19 protein-coding genes and 2 pseudogenes are annotated in these 17,439 nt (G+C 65.7%); 11 read left to right on the forward strand and 10 right to left on the reverse strand.

The genetic code is table 11. The features are described 5' to 3' along the window. The first annotated feature begins 108 nt into the window (after positions 1-108). A complete protein-coding gene (locus G401_RS0121880) occupies positions 109-1,467 on the forward strand; it encodes an IS701 family transposase (protein WP_245601610.1) in 1,359 nt (452 codons plus the stop codon). A gap of 102 nt (positions 1,468-1,569) precedes the next feature. Here the strand turns inward: G401_RS0121880 and G401_RS54910 are convergent, their stop codons facing one another. After that, positions 1,570-1,896: a transposase gene (locus G401_RS54910; protein ID WP_169734232.1), complete on the reverse strand. Its 327-nt coding sequence runs from the start codon at positions 1,894-1,896 to the stop codon at positions 1,570-1,572. Between the two features lie 65 nt (positions 1,897-1,961). On the opposite strand from G401_RS54910, the pseudogene G401_RS54915 reads away from it, so the two are divergent. From G401_RS54915 to G401_RS0121905, 5 genes and pseudogenes are all read left to right on the forward strand, one after another. Continuing rightward, positions 1,962-2,306, forward strand: a pseudogene (locus tag G401_RS54915) (IS110 family transposase); the annotation flags it as partial. A 47-nt stretch (positions 2,307-2,353) separates the two neighbouring features. Then, positions 2,354-2,791 (forward strand): hypothetical protein, encoded by a 438-nt coding sequence (locus G401_RS56030; RefSeq protein WP_051366975.1) that lies wholly within the window; start codon positions 2,354-2,356, stop codon positions 2,789-2,791. 87 nt (positions 2,792-2,878) lie between these two features. Further along, positions 2,879-3,133 carry a hypothetical protein gene (locus G401_RS47460; RefSeq protein ID WP_051366976.1) on the forward strand — a complete coding sequence of 85 codons (255 nt, stop codon included), beginning with the start codon at positions 2,879-2,881 and terminating at the stop codon, positions 3,131-3,133. Beyond that, complete coding sequence (locus G401_RS47465; protein ID WP_034592641.1) at positions 3,130-3,528, forward strand: hypothetical protein; 399 nt, start codon at positions 3,130-3,132, stop codon at positions 3,526-3,528. The genes G401_RS47460 and G401_RS47465 overlap by 4 nt, the downstream gene beginning before the upstream one ends. Before the next feature lie 90 nt (positions 3,529-3,618). After that, a complete protein-coding gene (locus G401_RS0121905) occupies positions 3,619-4,170 on the forward strand; it encodes an HD domain-containing protein (RefSeq protein ID WP_027344184.1) in 552 nt (183 codons plus the stop codon). Between the two features lie 775 nt (positions 4,171-4,945). Here the strand turns inward: G401_RS0121905 and G401_RS0121910 are convergent. From G401_RS0121910 to G401_RS0121920, 3 genes are all read right to left on the reverse strand, one after another. Beyond that, positions 4,946-5,179 (reverse strand): hypothetical protein, encoded by a 234-nt coding sequence (locus G401_RS0121910; protein ID WP_027344185.1) that lies wholly within the window; start codon positions 5,177-5,179, stop codon positions 4,946-4,948. A 152-nt stretch (positions 5,180-5,331) separates the two neighbouring features. Continuing rightward, positions 5,332-5,712, reverse strand: a complete 381-nt coding sequence (locus tag G401_RS0121915) for a hypothetical protein (protein ID WP_027344186.1) — start codon at positions 5,710-5,712, stop codon at positions 5,332-5,334. A 24-nt stretch (positions 5,713-5,736) separates the two neighbouring features. After that, positions 5,737-6,024, reverse strand: coding sequence for a septum formation family protein (locus G401_RS0121920; protein ID WP_027344187.1), 288 nt, complete (start codon positions 6,022-6,024; stop codon positions 5,737-5,739). 474 nt (positions 6,025-6,498) lie between these two features. On the opposite strand from G401_RS0121920, the gene G401_RS53120 reads away from it, so the two are divergent. Then, entirely contained in the window at positions 6,499-7,986 is a 1,488-nt protein-coding gene (locus tag G401_RS53120) for a hypothetical protein (RefSeq protein WP_051366977.1), read from the forward strand. Positions 7,987-8,016: 30 nt separating this feature from the next. Here G401_RS53120 and G401_RS56035 read toward each other — a convergent pair whose 3' ends face one another. Continuing rightward, complete coding sequence (locus G401_RS56035; RefSeq protein ID WP_157546101.1) at positions 8,017-8,229, reverse strand: hypothetical protein; 213 nt, start codon at positions 8,227-8,229, stop codon at positions 8,017-8,019. On the opposite strand from G401_RS56035, the gene G401_RS54925 reads away from it, so the two are divergent. Next, positions 8,187-8,498, forward strand: a complete 312-nt coding sequence (locus G401_RS54925; RefSeq protein WP_211240802.1) for a helix-turn-helix domain-containing protein — start codon at positions 8,187-8,189, stop codon at positions 8,496-8,498. The two genes, G401_RS56035 and G401_RS54925, sit on opposite strands and share 43 nt — an antisense overlap. A gap of 175 nt (positions 8,499-8,673) precedes the next feature. Here the strand turns inward: G401_RS54925 and G401_RS47475 are convergent, their stop codons facing one another. Continuing rightward, a complete protein-coding gene (locus G401_RS47475; RefSeq protein WP_157546104.1) occupies positions 8,674-9,867 on the reverse strand; it encodes a hypothetical protein in 1,194 nt (397 codons plus the stop codon). Positions 9,868-10,044: 177 nt separating this feature from the next. After that, complete coding sequence (locus G401_RS54930; protein ID WP_084557472.1) at positions 10,045-12,291, reverse strand: tetratricopeptide repeat protein; 2,247 nt, start codon at positions 12,289-12,291, stop codon at positions 10,045-10,047. 27 nt (positions 12,292-12,318) lie between these two features. Here G401_RS54930 and G401_RS56805 point away from each other — a divergent pair, with 27 nt between their 5' ends. From G401_RS56805 to G401_RS47485, 3 genes and pseudogenes are all read left to right on the forward strand, one after another. Further along, entirely contained in the window at positions 12,319-12,474 is a 156-nt protein-coding gene (locus G401_RS56805) for a hypothetical protein (protein ID WP_169734230.1), read from the forward strand. Next, a complete protein-coding gene (locus G401_RS0121945; RefSeq protein ID WP_084557474.1) occupies positions 12,449-13,543 on the forward strand; it encodes an App1 family protein in 1,095 nt (364 codons plus the stop codon). The genes G401_RS56805 and G401_RS0121945 overlap by 26 nt, the downstream gene beginning before the upstream one ends. A 530-nt stretch (positions 13,544-14,073) precedes the next feature. Next, positions 14,074-14,617, forward strand: a pseudogene (locus G401_RS47485) (IS5 family transposase); the annotation flags it as partial. Positions 14,618-14,683: 66 nt separating this feature from the next. Here G401_RS47485 and G401_RS0121955 read toward each other — a convergent pair. The 3 genes from G401_RS0121955 to G401_RS0121970 form a co-directional block, all read right to left on the reverse strand. After that, complete coding sequence (locus G401_RS0121955; RefSeq protein WP_027344189.1) at positions 14,684-15,241, reverse strand: hypothetical protein; 558 nt, start codon at positions 15,239-15,241, stop codon at positions 14,684-14,686. Positions 15,242-15,963: 722 nt separating this feature from the next. Further along, the gene (locus tag G401_RS54935) at positions 15,964-16,182 is read right to left on the reverse strand and encodes an SDR family NAD(P)-dependent oxidoreductase (protein WP_084557476.1); all 219 of its coding nucleotides are present in this window, start codon (positions 16,180-16,182) and stop codon (positions 15,964-15,966) included. Positions 16,183-16,737: 555 nt separating this feature from the next. Further along, the gene (locus G401_RS0121970; RefSeq protein ID WP_027344191.1) at positions 16,738-17,433 is read right to left on the reverse strand and encodes an IS6 family transposase; all 696 of its coding nucleotides are present in this window, start codon (positions 17,431-17,433) and stop codon (positions 16,738-16,740) included. Positions 17,434-17,439: the final 6 nt, after the last annotated feature.

Below are 17,439 nucleotides of genomic sequence, written 5' to 3' on the forward strand. Positions count from 1 at the left end.
TACGGCAGCCGAAGATCGTTTTTTGTTCGCCCGGTCGATGGTCACGGGTTGGCAAAGTCGGTGTGTGGCAGGGGAAGTAGGCACGGTCGCCGCTAGATCATGTCTGTTGTGGACATACATGAGGTCGCGGCGACCGTTGCCGCCAGGATAGACCCTGCCGGGTGGCGGGAGGAGTTCGACTCGCTGTTCGCGCGCGTGGCGCCGGCGTTCGCCCGGGTCGAGCCCCGCCGTCGAGCCCGGCTGTTCGTCCAGGCCCTGCTCGGCCCGATCGAGGTGCGTACCTGCTGGCAGATCGCGGAGTACGCCGGTGAGAGTGATCCCGGTGGGATGCAACGGCTCCTGGCGTCGGCGTCGTGGGATGACGCGTTCGTGCGGGCGCAGATCCGTGACTACGTGGTGGCCGGGCTCGGCCCCGGCGGGGTGCTGATCGTGGACGAGACCGGCGACGCCAAGAAGGGGATCAAGACCGTCGGCGTGCAGCAGCAATACACCGGCACCCTCGGGAAGGTCGACAACGCGCAGGTCAGTGTGCATCTGGCCTACGCCACCCGCGCCGGCGGCCGGGCCTTGGTCGACTTCCGGCTCTACCTGCCCGCCGGCTGGACCGACGATCCGCAACGGTGCACCGCCGCGAACGTGCCCGACGACATCGGCTTTTCGACCAAGCCACAGCTGGCTTGGCAGATGATCGAAGACGCCCTCGACGCCGGTGTCGAAGCCGGATGGGTGACCGGCGACGAGGTCTACGGCAACGACACGAAGCTGCGCGCCCACCTACGGGCCCGGCAGGTCGGCTACGTCCTGGCGATCCGCTGCGACACCGCCCTGACCCGCTGGGACCATCCGAGCCTGACCATCACCGCCGCCCAGCTGGCCGCCTCACTACCCGCCGAAGTGTGGGGCCGCTACCTGGCCGGCTGGGGCTCGAAAGGACCCCGCTACTACCAGTGGACGTGGGTGAACATCATCGAGACCGAAAGCGACGCAACCCACCACGGCCACCACTGGCTACTGCTGCGCCGCAACGAAACCACCGGCGAAACCGCCTACTACCGGTGCTGGTCACCGACCCCCGTCAGCCTGCCCACCCTGACCTGGACCGCCGGGCTGCGCTGGCCGATCGAGTCCTGCTTCCAGGACACCAAAGGCCAGACCGGCCTGGACCAACATCAGGTCCGCACCTGGCTCTCCTGGCATCGCTACACCACCCTGGTCCTACTCGCCGCGGCGTTCCTGGCCGTGCTCGCCGCCCAACAGCCCCGACCCCAGCCCTCCGCCGTCCCGCCCGCCGACGAGATCGGACCACTGAGCGCGGCCGAGATCCGCCGCCTCCTCACCTTCGTATTCGCCAAGCCCGATATGACGATGCGGCATGCGCTGTCCTGGCTCGCCTGGCGCCTCGTCCACCAAGCCAGAGCCCGCCACTACCACCACAAACGCCGAACCCTCGTCGACATCAGTCGATGATCAGAATCTTCGGCTGCCGTATTAATCCGCGGGTTCGGGGTTCAAGTCTCTGGCGGCGCACAGTGCAATTCCCCATCTGACCTGGTCAGATGGGGAATTTTTTCAATCAAGACCATTGTTTGGTCTCAATTGATGCAATTCGCCGCCATGCTTGGGCTGGCGGCCGTTGGTGCCCGGCACCCGTGGTGGGACAGGCAGTCGTAGCACCCGGTCGGCGCGGATCCGGCCGGTGACTTCGACGGGCAGATCTTGCAGGACCCATGCGAGGCGGGTCACGTCGTAGCTGGCGTCGCACCCGACCCGGATCATCCGGGCTGCTGCTGGCCGCTGTCGATCAGGCGTTGCACGACGTCGCGTAACGGGGTGGCGGTGATCGCGGTGGCGTCGTCCGCCGGGCCCAGCCGCACGTTGTCGAGAATCGCGGTCCACGAGGTACGTCCGGGGTCGAGGGCGGCGACGAACGAGTACGGCCCGCCGGGGATGAGCTACTGCTCGCGCTGCCAGGCGTGGGCGTCGACACCGCCGGCCAACTCCTTGTCACCACGGGCGATAACCCCGACCGACTACGCTCTGAGGCGGCCTTCGCCCGGTTGTGCGGGGCAGCGCCGATCCCGGTCTCGTCCGGCCGCACCGACCGCCATCGACTCCACCGCGGCGGTGACCGACTAGCCAACAACGCGTTATGGCGCATCGCGTTGGTGCGCATGCGCTGCCACCAACCCACCAAGGATTGCGTTGCCCGGCGCACCACCGAGGGCAAGACGAAGCCCGAAATTATGCGCTGCCTCAAACGGTACGTTGCCCGCGAAACGTACCCACTGCCGACAAGCATCGCATAGCACACCAGGGCCTCGACATAGGCGTCGCAGCCAGGCAAGCTGCACCCGTGATCGACTCAAATGGCCGGTTCTGGCGCGGAGAGAACTTCGATGACCTTGTCGAGTACCTACGCGAGTTCCAGCCAGGCGGCTATCCCGTCGAGCACGTCAACGAACTGACCTGCCCGGAATGCGCAGGTGGGACCTTCTACGTCGAAGCCGACGACACCGAAGGCGCTGCTCTCGCACGCTGCGCTGCATGCCAGACCATCCAGTACATTGCGGACAGCGTCGACTACGCCGACGAAGCTGACCTCGTCGAGTGCGCCTGCCCGTGCGCGAACGAAACATTCGCCATCGCAGTCGGCTACGCCTTGCGCCATGATCAGGAAATTCGGTGGATCAGCGTCGGCCTACGCTGCATCCAGGATGGCATCCTCGGTGTCTACGCAGACTGGAAGATCGACTACTCGCCATCTCGACACCTGCTCACTACCGCCGTCTGACCCGCCTTCTTGACAGAAGTAGGAGCGTCAGACCTAATTTCGCGACCCGCGTTGATGATCTTATGCGATCGGACTACCATCAACGATATGACTGCTCCTGATCGATCTCGTCGCCTGAGCATCACCCTGCCCGAGGACGTCGCCAAGGTCCTCGACGATCAGCCCAACGCTTCGGCCTACATAGCGGAGTCGCTGCGTATGCGTACCCGCCGCGAGACCGCTCTGCGGGTCGTCCGGGATGCGGGCTACGAAATCACGCAGGAAGGTGTCGACCGTATGCGCGCCCGCCTCGACGAGATGGCCGTTCGCCGTCGTGACCGGGAACAGCGGCACGCCGCATGACGGTCCGCGTGGTCCTCGACACCAGCGCGCTCCTCGCCTACTCGCGCATGGAAGGTCTCGCCGTCGGCGAACTGGTCAACTCCGTAGCCGAGGATCCCGGAAGCATCGTCGGCATCCCGGCCGCCAGCTACCTCGCCGCACACGCACAACTGTCCGGCGACGAACGTGGCCTCCTCGTTCGCCTCGTGACTGCAATCGACGGCGTCACCGCCATCTTGCCGCTCCTTGGCACCGATACCGTCGAAGTCGCCGACCTCGACGCGAGATCGGCGAAGCACGCCGGCCTCGGGCACGCGATCGTCGAAACCCGCAAACACGGTGCCGCGCTAGCTACCTATCTCGGGCAGCAAGCCCGAGGCGATCTCGACGAAGACGACGTCCTCGATCTCGTCTGACGCTGGGGACGAGCCGGGACGCCTTGACACGACTTGAGCAACGAACCTGTCCGTAGCGGGCCATCTCAGAATCTGCATAGGCTCCCCCACGTGTCGGAACTGGTCCAGCGGGCTTTCGATCTCGCTCAACACGCCTTGGCAGACCGTCTGCCAAGGCGGTGGCGTCATGTACAAGGTGTAGCGGCGAAAGCCCGCGAGATGAACCGCGCTGTCTCCCCCGAGGATCGCGACTTGCTCATTGCAGCGGCATGGCTTCACGACATCGGCTACGCCCCGGGCGTGGCGGACACTGGCCTTCATGCTCTGGACGGTGGCCGTTGGCTCCGCGATCGCGGCCAACCGCTTCGCCTTGCCTCGCTGGTCGCGCACCACTCGTGCGCGCTTTTCGAGGCAGCGGAACGGGGACTCGCCGACATGCTCACACAGGAGTTCGAGCAAGAGCACTCCCTAACCTCCGACGCGCTCTGGTACGCGGATATGACCACGACACCCGATGGCGGGCCGACCGACGTCAAGGCACGGTTGGCAGAGGTCCGCGAACGCTACGGCGCCGACCACCCCGTCACCCGGTTTTGGGCTCGTGCCGAACCAACACTCCTAGAGGCGATTGGCAGGGTCGAGCTGGCCTCTCAGCCGATGTAGGGCTTGGCTCGATTCTCGTACCCGTGGTCGATACACAATTGCATCGATTGATTGATATCAAGCGAGTTCCAATCCTCATGCGGAACCCATCGGACCTGTGACGATTCGGCACGAAAGCAGATCGAGAACTGCTGGCGTACCTCGCCGTCGCTGAACTCGACCACTTGGTGCGGCCACGTCGGTCACCCACCTAGTCACTCAGCTATAAAGAGAGGGCACATCCATCACTGGAATGTGCCCTCTGAGCTGGGTCGGGCTGGCCGGATTTGAACCGACGACCCCTTGACCCCAGGCAAGATCATCTAGCGTTTCTGCACGTCACGTGCAGCTCGTGCGGCGGCGTGCCTGCCGTATGGTCCCCGACGGGTCCCCAAAGCGCCTTCAGCCATCGTGCAGGCCGGAGGCCCACGGATGCCTGCTCGCTCACTCGAATGAAGTCGCGGGATCGCCCTGGCGAGGGACCTTCAACCCGAACGTGACCACCGTCCCTGTGACGTCTCCCGCGTCGGCTGCACCTTTTCGCTGACGGGGTACCAGATCAGACTTGTCCACCTGCCGCCGGCCCAAGTCCGGCTACCCGGTGGCGGCAGTGGGTTCGGCCGTCACCAATGCTGCTGCCGTGTTCGCCAATCCGGCTCGCCGCTGGCCATGGACCCGGGCGTAGAACCGCAGCAAGGTAGCGGCGACGTGCAGGATCATCGCGGCGACCTCGGCAGCTGCCGAAACAACACGCTCTACCGGACCGCGGCCCGACCGTGCCGCCACAAGGCGCGCGTCAAGCGTAGATGAACCAGAGGCCCGCGGAGCCGTTGCCGGTCGAGGTCCAGACGCACTGGAGCGGACCGGTCCAGCCGTAGTTCTGCATGCCGTAGTTGCCGATCCGGATGCACTCCGAGTAGTCGTAGACGACGCCGCGAAGGCTGGGTGTGGCGTGCGCGGGCAGGGCCCCGACGAACAGTGAGGAGCCGACCAGGACCGTTGCCGCGACCGCCATCTTGAGTCTGCGCATGTGACCTCCAGCGAGAGAATTGACGAACGTTAACATGCCGGATCGTCAATGCATAGAATCGCCCGCGTGCGTTCGTCCCACTGCGACACTGACCCGGCCTCCGGGACGCGGAGGCCGGGTCGGCTCTGCCTCGATCGGCCGGCGGCTGGTGCCTACCGGACGCCGGTCGGCCCCTCGACGCGGACGGGCTGCCCGTAGCCGGAAAGTTCCACGATGAACGATGCCGTCGACGTGACCGCCCCGCCCTGTTTGACCCCCTGGTCGGTACGGCCATAGGCGACCTTGGATATCCTGTTGTCGGCGTCGACGGTGATCAGCTTCTTGGGCATGTGCGTGACGCCGAGGAACCGATCCGCCACGTCGGTGCACGCTCGGCCGATGTCGGTCAGCGCAGCGCTATCGGTGGGCAGGTGCGCCGGGCCGGCGACCGCGATGGATCCGGCGTACTCCACGTCGTGCGGACTACCGCAGTCGAGGTCCTCGAGTTCTTTGGAGGACCGCAGGTAGCAGCCCAACCGCAGGCGCTCCCGCACTGTGTTGTTCGCCAGCGATCCGACCTACACCACAGGCACACCTTCCGGAAGCGGATCGACGGTCACCAAATCGCGGCGAAACCAGCGGGCACCGCCCTTCCAGTCCGCGACAGTCGGCACGATCAGCTTCAGATCGATCCTCAGATCGCGCCAATCCGTGATGAGGAAGTCTGCCGCCTTCCTGTCGCAGATCTCGAACGCCGGCGCCGCCTTCTCCGACGACGGAGGCACGGCCGCCTTCGCGTCATCACCAGTGAACCGGCCGACGTACGCCGTCTCACCGAAGTGCTCGTCCGCGCAGTCGATCAGCACGAAAGCCTTGGATCACTCGGTGATATCAGGGTCGACCTCATGGCACGCACTCGGACCTCCCGCCGACGGCGGCACGACGAGCACCACGAACGCGCCCATATTGAGACCAGGTCGCCAGGCCACCGACCCAGTGCGCCAGCAGGAGCCCCAGCGGGATCAACAGCGCGGCGTACGCGATGATGCACAGCCAGTCGACGGCGAAGGCAGCGATCCGGCGTAGAGTCATGCGGCGTTTGTCGCCTTGGAGGCGGTCTTGAAAGAAGTCGCCTGCTCACCATCCGCTCTGCTACAACCTGCCGCGGGCGACGCGGCCGCGCTGTCACGACGGCCGGACCGAGGGCACCAACAACAAGATCAAAATGATCAGCGGCAGCCTTCCGAAGAGTGACTAAATGGACATACGGGACGGCTGTGCATAGGCTCGATACGGCCGAGGGGAACGTCGAAACATCGAGGCCGTAGCGAGGAGTCGTCATGGAAAGCGCTGAACACGCTTGGATCGGCGATCAACTGACGCTGGAGTTCGAAGCCGGCAAGCGGAAGGCCGCCGGTTTCGGCTTGCACATCAGGCTGGGTGAATCGTTCGAGTACGGTCCGAAGATCACGTACGGCCAGGGCATCGCGTTGGGCGGTGATTTCTACGGCGTGGTGGATCAGCCGATCTGCACCGCTGCGGATCCGGTGGGCGTGTTCCGCCAGGGCTGGTTTCAGCTGGCGACGCCGTACATCCCGCACGAGCGCAGTCGCATTCTGGGCATCATGGAGGTGGAGATCAGACGGGTGATGGCGGCGTTCGACGCCGGCGAGGACCCGTCGAAGGTGTACGAGGAGATCGGCGACCGGTACTCGGTCGATTGGGCGTTCGAGACCGTCTTCCGTTATCCGCGGCTGTCCATGACGAACTTCGACCACTTCGGAGCGAACGCGGTGAAGGCGTACTCGGTCGGGCACGGTGTCGCCCTCGACGAGGCGCGGCTGGCCGCGAAGGAGCCCAAGGACTCAGTGATGCGGCTGACTCGACTCGAGCGGGCGTATGCGATGAACGCGTTCGCCGACCACTTCTTGACCGACCTGTTCTCCACCGGGCATCTTCGCGTGCCACGCGTGGAGCTGTACGACACCATCGATGACAAGCTTGTCGCCGGCAAACTGGCCCGGACGATGCACAACGAGGACTCGAAGTTCGGCCTCCAAGTGCGCGATCACAAGGGCGCGCAGTGGGTCGCCTACGGTGACAAACGGTTGCTGGACAAGGTGAGCGAGGTCAACCGGCAGCATGTCACCGCAGCCGCGCAAACGTCAGCCGACGAGGTGTGGAAGGCCTTCAGTGGAGGTTCGGTGTCGGATTACGAGGCACTCAAGCTGACCCCCGATTTCGAATCTCTGCTGCGCAACCCGGGCCAGAACTTCCGTGCGCTCTTCAAGCTGAACGACCCGAAGAGCAAGCGTCCGCAGCGCCGCAAGGAGTTGCACGACCGCAATTGTCAGGACTACATCGACGACTGGAATCCCCGGCGGACGCTGAGCGACCTCGCGAAGGGTGCTCCTTTGGTCTACCAGCCGGTACGCTGCCTCGACTTCGAGTCCGGCAAGTTCCTCGGCTGGATGAGCGTTTCCAGCGCGGTCGATCCCTACGTGGCCATCGTTCCCAAAGAAGCCGACGCGCATCCGTGCTTGTGGTACTTCTACGGTGACGATTTGTATTTGCGGAAGGACACTTCGGGCGGTGATCGCTACCTCGGCCTTTCCGGCGGGGGCCGTGCGGGCTGGGGCCTGTGGACGGGCCAGTGTAATCCGGTCGTCATCAACAAGGACATGACGATCTCGCTGGCGAAGAACCCGGAACGACTGCTATGCGTCGACCGCATGGTCAACGGCAACTGGGGCGGCGCGTGGACCGACGGGACGCCGAACCGGTTCGTGATCCAGATCGACCTGCCGCTGCCGGTACGCATACCTTGACGTGACCGACTCTCGCATCGCGGGCGGGCATCAGAAGGCCAAGGCGAAGGCCTCCGACGAGGCGGCCTCGTCCACGGTACGCGACAAGACTGGCACGGCCAGGCTCAAGTATCGGCCGTCGAGTTCGAGCATGAGGCGGGCGTCGCAGAACCGGGCGAGCATCGAGCGCAGGTCTTCCTCGGCCAGGGCGTTGTCGGTCTGTGCGAAAGGGGAACTCAGCCGACGTTGTTCTATCCCGCCCACGGCCTCACCGAGAGCTGGACCGAGCGCGGTACGCAAGCCAGCGCCGCCCTGACCGCTCTCCTCGGGGAAGGCCGGGCGCGCGTACTGATGTCCCTGAACGGCCGCTGTCCACTTCGGAGACGGCGTCGAGCTGTGGCCTGGCACTGTCGACCGCGTCGCACCATCTCGGTGTACTGCGGGAGGCCGGCCTGATTCACAGCCGGCGCGACGGAGGCGCCGTCCGGCACACTCAAACCGTGCTCGGCGAGGCGCTGACCCAGCGCCGCTGAGGCCGTAGTGGCCGCCGCGGCGAAGAACCCGCCGAAAGCGGTTCATAGCCCTGCTTCACCGGGCTGGGCGGCCGGTGCTCTCGCCTAGCGACTCGGGCGGGGCCTGGCCCAGCGGCTTGATCTTGCTTGTTCGCCGGCCGGGCTCATCGTGAGGTGTGCCCGGCCGGCGGCGCATTCAGTTCGACTCGAGCGGTACCCAGCCGCTCAGCGGTCCCCCGACCGACGTCTGCCAGGCGTGGTACGGCTGCCCATTGCGGTTGGCGAACAGCTCCCAGCGGCCGTCTCCGTTGGCGACGATCGACACGCTGGCGTCGTAACCGGACGCACTTCGCTGGGTGAAGCCGCTCCAGGATCCGTTCGGCGCGGTCTGCTCGATGGTGTACAGGGTGCCGTGGGTGTCGCGGGCGAGTACCACCAACCGGTCGGACGCCTGCGTCCAGGCGAATCCCCCCATCGTGTCCAGGCTTGTTCCACCGAGCTCGGCCCAGCCGCTCCAGCCGCCGGAGAAGGTCGGCCATTGCCATCGGTGGCACAGGCTCGCATTGTTTTCGTTGTAGATCGGCGACATGATGAACAATTCCAGCCGGCCGTCCTGGTTGGGCATCAGGTGGGGGCTCCGGGCGGCGGCGGGCCGGCAGCCACCTCCCATCGATGTCCAGCCACTCCACGCGCCGCCGGATGACAGCTGGTAGATACGCATCACGATGTTGTAGGTGTCCAGGGCGACGAGTTCGAGGCGACCGTCTGAGTTGACTCCGACGCTGATGGCGCCGCTGCCCAGCGTGTGCCCGTCGACGGTCATTCCCAGATTGGCCAGCCCGCTCCAATTGCGCGACAGATCCTGCCATGCGTGCCAGATACCCTGGGCGTTACCGACGAAGACCTCGAGCCGGCCGTCCAGGTTCTTGACGGCAGTCGGGGCGGAGGGGCTCGACAGGTCGGCGATCTTCGCCCAACCGCTCCAGCCGCCGGTGATGTGCGAATCCTGCCACGCGTGGTAGAGGGCGCCCAGGCTGGTCGCGAAGACTTCCAGCCGGCCGTCGGAGTTCTTGGCCACCGAAGGGCCGTTCCACAATCCGCCCGACGGTTGTCCCAGGCTGATCCAGCCGCTCCAGCCGCCGCCGGGCGACGTCTGGAAGTTGTGATACAGCACTGTCCCGCTGGCGGCGAAGACTTCCAGCCGGCCGTCGTCGTTGAGTATCGAGGTCGTGTTCCCCAGAGGTGGCGCGGCCGCGTATGTGGGGGACGCTACGCCAACGACGACGGCCGTGCTGGTGATCGTGATGGCGGCGATGAACAGCAGGTAGAGACTCCTGACGACGCCATGTACGCCTTCTCGGGCCATGTCATGCCGCGATTTCGAACGCATATCGGCTCCCTTCCGGTCGATTACCTCGTCGAGGTGCCGTCACTCAACCTTTTGGACCGGGTGCGGTGGGCCGATGTCCTCAAACACCGGAACGGGAACGGATATGTGCTGCTGGGGCGGCGTAGACAGCGGCTGAGTACCGGACGGCACCGGAAGGCGTCTGCCGATGGGTGGTGCTCAGGACGGTCCGGTCTCCGGCGTCAGTAGGGCGAGCTTGCGGGCAACGTCGTTCGCTGCCGGATGGCCTGCGTCGGAAAGCAATCCGCAGGCGTGGGCCCACCGGTCGCGAGCGGTGGCGTGGTCGCCGAGCGCCTGGAACGCATCGCCAGCGTGGTTGGTCAAATGCGCGTCGAGTACCGGATCGGCGATCTGGCGCGCCAGATCGAGGGCGATGTCGTACTGTTCGAGGGCGGCGGCGTACGCGCCGAGGTCGTGGTGGGCGCGACCGAGGTTGTCGCGGGTGACGGCCTCGTTGGCGTGGTCGTCGGCGAGGTGAAAGTCGGCGAGGGCGCGTTGGAAGAACGGAATCGCGGCCGCCGGGTCTCCGCGTTGGGCGTGGTACCAGCCGACGGCGGTGGCGGCCCGAGCCGTCCAGCGGAGGTCGGACAGGCCGGACCACAGCGCCAGGGAACGCTCGGCGTGGGCCAGGGCCGTGGCATGTCTGCCCTGGAGGAAACTCACATAGGACAGGACGAACTCGGTCTCGGCTTCGCCGGGCTGGTCGCGGGCGGCGCGGCACAGCCGCATCGATTCGCTCATGTGAGCGTAGGCGTCCGCGAAGTTGTCCAGGCGCCCGGCGACCGCGCCGAGGAACCGGTGGGCGTGAGCGGCGGCAGCCCGGTCCATCAACGACGTCGCCGCCCGCAGGGCTATCGACCAGACCGCGCCTTCATCCTTCCAGCGGTGGTGTTCGTAGAGGAAGGTGTCCAGGGCCCAGCCCAGCTGCCAGGCATACCTGTCGAGACCGTCGTTGCAGGCCTTGCGCAGGGTTGCCAGCAGCACTGCGCGTTCGCGCTCCAGCCAGGCCGTCGCGGTCTGGTAGTCCGGCCGCCGGCTACCTTCAGCCGGTGGCAGCGGGATCGGGATTGGCGGCCGTATGGGATTCAGGGTGCGGTCGGCCTCATGGGCGGTACGCGTGTAGTAGTCGAGAAGGCGGGTGAGGGCGGCGCGGCGTTCGTCGTCGGTGTCGACGGCTCGGCTGCGCTCGTCGGCGTAATCGCGCGTCAGATCGTGCATGAGATAGCGGCCGGGACGGTGCTCGACGAGAAGACCCGATTCGATCAAATCATCGAGTTCGGCTCGGGCGTCGTGGACTCCGGCCAGGGCAGCGACCGCCTCCGCGGCGATGTCTGGTCCAGCGGTGAGGCCCAGCAGGCGAAACAGCCGCGCGGTGGGCGGGCTGACCGCTCCATAGGAGCCTGCGAAGACGGTCTGCAACTCCGCATGGGCTCGCGTTCCGGCCCGGCGTAGTTCGGCGGCCACCGTCGCCATGGGGAATCCGGTCTGGCGTACACGGGCAGCTGTCAGCGTCAGCGCGAGCGGCAGACGTCCACACGCTGCTACGGCCTCCGCTATGGAGCTGTCGCTTTCCGAATGGGCGAGGCGCGATCGGAAGAGGTCTTGGGCTTCGGCTTTGGTCGGCAGGTCCACAGCGATCGGCGCGGCGGCGTAGTCGACGACGAGGGGCGTCAGCGGGCCGCGGCTGGTCACCACCACGCGTACACCGGCGCCGCCGACCAGCAGCGGGCGCACCTGGTCGGCATCGCGCGCGTTGTCGAGGACAACGAGTACGCGACGATCAGCGAGCAGGCTGCGAAGTTGAGCTGCTTGAGCGGCCGGGTCCGGCGGGACGTCCCGTGCCGCCACACCCATCGCGTCCAGGAACCCGCGGACGGCCTCGGCAGGATCAAGGGCCTCCCCGTCACGGGCGAACCCCCGAAGATCGGCGTACAGGCGACCGTGGGGAAAGGATTCGGCACGGCCGTACGCCCAGTGCACGACGAGTGCCGTCTTGCCCACGCCGGGCGGCCCGGTCACCACTACGAGCGGTTCGGTGGCCAGGTCCAGTGCGGTCAGCAGCGCGCTACGCCCGACAAAGGGACCGCTGAGGGCCGGCAGCTGGTTGGGCCTCGCCGGTCGAAGAGCCGCTCGATCTTTCAGCCCCTCGTAGACACCAACGACGACCGCGTGCCGGTGGCGCCACTCGGCGAGTTCCGCGCCCGCGGCCCCGCATGCCAGGACGAACGGGCGCACCAGCCGCTCGAAGTCCGGCGGGCGCTTGATTTCTCCGTTCAGAATCGCGTACAGCTGGGTTCGACTGATACTCACCGCCTGGGCGATGCTGTGCAGATCCTTTCCGGAAGCCTGCCAGCGGATCCGCAGCTCGGCGCAGAACTGCGATACCGGAGTCGAAGACGCGCCCACCTCATCTAACCTATCCGATCCAGTCGCGTGCCTGGACTCCCGACCTCCGCTCGACACATCCGGCGGCGGTCGGCTCAGTCGCCGTCGTGGACGACTTCGGCCCTGGGTGACGAGACCGTGCTGGACAGGTTGGAGGAGCTGCGCAGGTACGCCGCGGATGCCCGGATCGGCCGGGTGGACTGAGTGTTGTGGCAGGCTGTCAGGTGTGACGGACTCCGAGGCCCGCAAGGGCGGCGACGAGCTGCCGAGGCTGCATCGGGCGGCTGTGATCGAGGATCGGGTGCATGGCGTCCTGGCGCGGCGGATGCGTCGTCGCGGCTGGCAGGTAGCGGTGGTGCCGTATACCGGCTACGGCGCGCCGGGCTGGGCGCGGGTGATGGCCCGAGTGATCTTGTCGCGGCCAGCGTCGTCGAAGCCGAAGCGTCCGGCGACGGTACGCGGCTGGCGGAGTTTCGTCACGTTGCCGGCCAAGGACATACCGGTGCGGATCGAGGTCGGCGGGACCACGCACGAGGCCCGCACGGATCGGGCGGGCTACATCGATTGCGTCGCTGAGGGCAGCCTGGAGCCCGGCTGGGCGACCGTACGCATCGGGGTCGACGGCGGTGAGCCGGCCGAGGCGCGGATTCGGGTGATCGATCCGACGGCCCGCTTCGGCATCGTATCCGATGTGGACGATACGGTGATGGTGACCGCCCTGCCGCGGCCGCTGCTGGCCGCATGGCACACATTCGTGCTGGACGAGCACGCCCGCATGGCGGTGCCCGGTATGGCGGTGCTGTACGAGCGGCTGGTCAATGCTCATCCGGGCGTGCCGGTGATGTATCTCTCGACCGGGGCGTGGAACGTCGCGCCGGCGCTGACGCGTTTCCTGGCGCGGCATCTGTATCCGGCCGGGCCGCTACTGCTGACCGACTGGGGTCCGACCAGCGACCGGTGGTTTCGCAGCGGGCGTGAGCACAAGCGGGCCACGCTCGTACGCCTGGCGCAGGAGTTCCCGAACATCCGCTGGCTCTTGATCGGCGACGACGGCCAGCACGACCGGGAGATCTATGCGGCCTTCGCGGCCACGCATCCCGACCACGTGGCGGCGATCGCGATCCGGCAGCTGTCGGCGACTCAGGCGCTGCTGGCCGGCACGCTGCCGGCACACGAGGCGGCAAAGTCGGTCGACAAGCAGGGGCACACGTGGCTGTCGGCGCCCGACGGGGCGGGGTTGTGGCGGCTCCTGCACGAGGCAGGTCTGGCGTAGCAGCCAGTGATCTTCCTCGGCCGGCTCGCGTCTGTCGCGTGTGGTCGGTCGATGGTACGGGAATGGGAGGACGCCTTCGCCCGGTGTGATCGCTGCGGGGCCATCGGGCCCCGCGCATCCTCCCGAAGGAGATGGGACTGCCCCGGCGAATGGAATGTCCACCGTTCGGTGGGCGTCACCGGCGCGCAACGCATGCAACCGCAGTGACCTGTGGCCCGATACTGGGCAGCTCGAAGGCCCGCCGTCTGCTCAGAGGCAGCCCCTGTGGAGCTCCCAAGTTGTGTTAAACGCGATCGCGTTCTGGCGATCGGTCGTCGCCAGATCGGGTGGATTTTGCCGTGCAGTAGCGCCGTCTACAAAGTTCGCGGTGCGCTTTTGCGCCACAGATACCGAGTCAAAGGTCGATGGGCTGCTTGATCACACGCGCCAGGTCCTCGACGCCACCAGGGCTCAGTGAGTGTTTGAGAAGTTCTCATGACGGGCTGCGGTGTCGGGGTTGCGTCGTCGGGCCGATCGTCCATAGTGGTCCAATGTCGCGTGAGCGTCGCTACCCCTCGGACCTGACCGACGCCCAGTGGGCGCTGATAGAACCGCTGCTACCCGCGCCCAAGACCGGCGGCCGGCCGGAGAAGCATCCGCGCCGCGACATCGTGAACGCCATCCTGTACGTGGTGCGCACCGGCTGCTCGTGGCGGCAGTTGCCGTTCGACTTCCCACCCTGGCCCACGGTGTACTGGTACTTCGTACGCTGGGAGGAAGACAAGGTCACCGAGCAGATGCTCGCGATACTGCGCCGACGGCTACGCACCGCCGAAGGACGTGCCGAGGAACCATCGGCCGCGATCATCGACTCACAAAGCGTCAAAGGCGCCGACACCGTCCCACGTACAACCCGCGGCTATGACACCGGCAAGAAAATCAACGGCCGCAAGAGTCGTCGAGCGCTCCCTGGCGTGGCTGACCGCGCACCGGTGCCTGGCCCGTGACTACGAACGCCATCCAGCCACCTCCGAAGCGATGATCCGCTGGGCCGCCATCAACGGCATGACACGCCGCCTCACCCGGGGCAAACCCGCCAGCCGCCAACGCGCCTGGAACCTCGACGACCTCAAGATATGACTCGTAGAAGCTCAAAGGCGATCACAGGTCGACCACGCGTTCGAGGCAACGCTGCCGTGCCGAATCCAATGCCGCGTCATCGTCCGCGAACGCCTCACCGGCTCGACACATAGCAATCCAGAATTCTCTGTTCTCCTTCCAGCGTATGCCGCCCAACCACTCCAACTGCAGGAAGGCCTTCACCAAGCGCCCCGTTCGCAGATCCTTGAACAACGTCACCGCGTAGCCGCTCGGGACTCCCTTGACGGTGGTGAGCACCGTGTGCAATAGGGCCACGATCTCCTGCTGGTCATTGCTGAGCGTGGCGTCCGGCTCGAAGTAACCGTGCCTGGCAAGCACGTCCGCTGCGTCGGCTTCCTCGCCGACCTCCATCAGATCCCACAGACCGTCGAACTCCTCCAGGCGCCGTTCGGCGTCCGCTCGGGGCGATCCGGCAGCAACGCAAACGGCGACGGCCGCCTCGGCGGGAGCAACGCCAGCACCGACAAGACACACGAAGGTGTCGGACGCCCCGGCACCTGACGCCAGATACCCGCGGGCTGTCTGCTCCAGCAGTTCATCGCTCGACGACGCCGACATGCCAGACATCATCTCGCACAAAGATGCGCCTCGGGCACGGAGTGCGGTGACAACGACACTTCTCAAATACTCACTTAGTCTATAGCTGTGGCGACGAATCCTGCCAACCGATCCCACGGCGCACTATAACTCGCTTACACACAACGAAGCCTCTATGAATGAGATCTAAGACTTCAAGATTCATGTACCCGCGTTCGTAGCGATCTTGCGCTTGCAAGAAACTATCCATCTCCGACGCGTCGGTCGCAACTGCGACCGTTAGGCCTTTATAACTGGACGAAACCTTCATTCCGATCACAGACGTGAAGATGACGTCCACATATTGATCGTAATCTTCGCCAGGGCGCCCACGCAGGACGAGCGTTCGATGCGACTTGCTGTACGACCACAGCTGGAAAGGGTGCTCGAAGTACAGCGGTAATGATTCATTGCCTTTTGACATCCCTTGAACACCTTCCATCTATTACGACTGCGCGAACGGATTGGTTCCGTTGGCCCATTGAACTCGTCCTTGCACCTCGGGGGGAGCGGCCTCAATCATTGCGAGCTCCCAGGCAGTCAAATCTGATGCATACGGGTTATTCAGGTTTGCAGTTTCGACCCACTGTGCAGGATTCCCGATATCTTCAAGATCAAAGTGTATAATTGTTGTACTGTCAGGTTTCAGCGCGGCTCTTACGACAGATTCGAAGTCTTCCCAATGGTCGTAGTATTGCGCGCCCTTACTCCTCAGGGGTCAGCGACTCCATCCAGCCCTCCACTCCGAACTTGGCGGAGGCATACGCCGTGCAGAACTCCTGGCCCGCGATGCCGGCGGTCGACGAGATCGTGACGACCAGGCCGGAGCGTTGGGCGCGCATGACGGGAAGGACGGCGCGGGTGACGTTGATCGGGCCGAACAGGGTGGTCTCGATCTGCGCCCGGAAGTCCCCGGGGCTGATCTCCTCACCAGGGCCTTACCGACGCGGACTTCGAGGTCATCGACGACTGGGTGACAGCACTATAGTGCGAGGATTCCGTGGCGACGGTGCTCCGCCGGTTGACTGGAATGGTGCCGTACCCGCGTCAGTGCTTTCCGCGCCACATGCTCGGCGGACGGCCAACCGATGAGTCGATGCCGGCGAGGACCGTCTCACCGACTCGCTCATCGGACACATCAACCGGCAGTCGCGTCTGAGCCTCGGGGAGGTCCACCAAACCGGCCCGTGACTCGTTGCGCGTCGGCCGGATCAAATAGCCAGGCTCATCGTCATCGAGATCTATGAAGCACGCTCGCATGCTACGGGCATACCCGTCCCAGGACTTAACTCCCGCGAGCGTCAGGAGCGGGACCATCGGATCCTGCGCCGGATCCCTGAAGTTCACCATCGGTACGCCGGTACGCGATTCGGCCAGCGCCTCGCGGACCAAGGCTCCCAACGCCGGTGCGGAGACGGAACGGCGCTGTTGCGTTATCGGACAGGTGGGCACGTTGAATCGTGGGCTGTGGCTCGGGATCAGATCGCGTGGGCGAGTTCGGTGAACCCGGCGGCGATCCGCCGGGTCAGCGGGGCGTCGATGGCAAGTTCGTAGTGTCTACGGCGGAGGTTCTGCACGAAGGCGTGCCCGGCGATGATGATCTGTGCTGTCTTGTCCGTTCGTAACCCGCGCATCGATCTCAACCGGTGCTTAAGTCGGCCGTGATCGGCTTCGACCGGGTTGTTGGCGTACTGCTCGACGTGGTGCCACGCCGACGGAATCAGCTCGTCGAGCACGCCGGGGTAGACCGCAGCGGCGTCGGTGACCACCTCGGTCGGTGTCACCTTCAGTGTGACCAGAGCCCGTCGGAAGAACCTGCGGGCCGCGGCGGCGTCCCGGCGAGCCGACACGAGCACGTCGATGACCTGCCCGTACTGGTCGATGGCGCGGTACACGTACCGCCACACGCCGTTGACCTTGACGTACGTCTCGTCGACGAACCACCGGTCGCCTGGCGAGTGGCGGGCGAAGCGGGCCGCGTCGGCCAGCAGTGGGATGAATCGCTGTACCCACCGGTAGACGGTGACGTGGTCGACCTCGATACCGCGCTCGACCAGCAGTTCCTCAATGTCGCGGTAGGACAGGTTGAACCGCAGGTACCAGCGGACCGCGACCATGATCACCTCGGCGGGGAACCGGAACCCGGCGAACGCCGACTTCGGTGGCGGACAGATGCGCGA

It is taken from the genome of Hamadaea tsunoensis DSM 44101, from assembly GCF_000428945.1.
Classification (GTDB): domain Bacteria; phylum Actinomycetota; class Actinomycetes; order Mycobacteriales; family Micromonosporaceae; genus Hamadaea; species Hamadaea tsunoensis.

Bases quoted from the DNA above. Each gene is read 5' to 3' on its own strand.
- G401_RS47460 (WP_051366976.1), top strand. From the start codon at position 2,879: ATGACTGCTCCTGATCGATCTCGTCGCCTGAGCATCACCCTGCCCGAG.
- G401_RS47465 (WP_034592641.1), top strand. From the start codon at position 3,130: ATGACGGTCCGCGTGGTCCTCGACACCAGCGCGCTCCTCGCCTACTCG.
- G401_RS0121910 (WP_027344185.1), bottom strand. From the start codon at position 5,179: ATGCGCAGACTCAAGATGGCGGTCGCGGCAACGGTCCTGGTCGGCTCC.
- G401_RS53120 (WP_051366977.1), top strand. From the start codon at position 6,499: ATGGAAAGCGCTGAACACGCTTGGATCGGCGATCAACTGACGCTGGAG.
- G401_RS47475 (WP_157546104.1), bottom strand. From the start codon at position 9,867: ATGCGTTCGAAATCGCGGCATGACATGGCCCGAGAAGGCGTACATGGC.
- G401_RS0121945 (WP_084557474.1), top strand. From the start codon at position 12,449: ATGCCCGGATCGGCCGGGTGGACTGAGTGTTGTGGCAGGCTGTCAGGT.
- G401_RS0121955 (WP_027344189.1), bottom strand. From the start codon at position 15,241: ATGTCGGCGTCGTCGAGCGATGAACTGCTGGAGCAGACAGCCCGCGGG.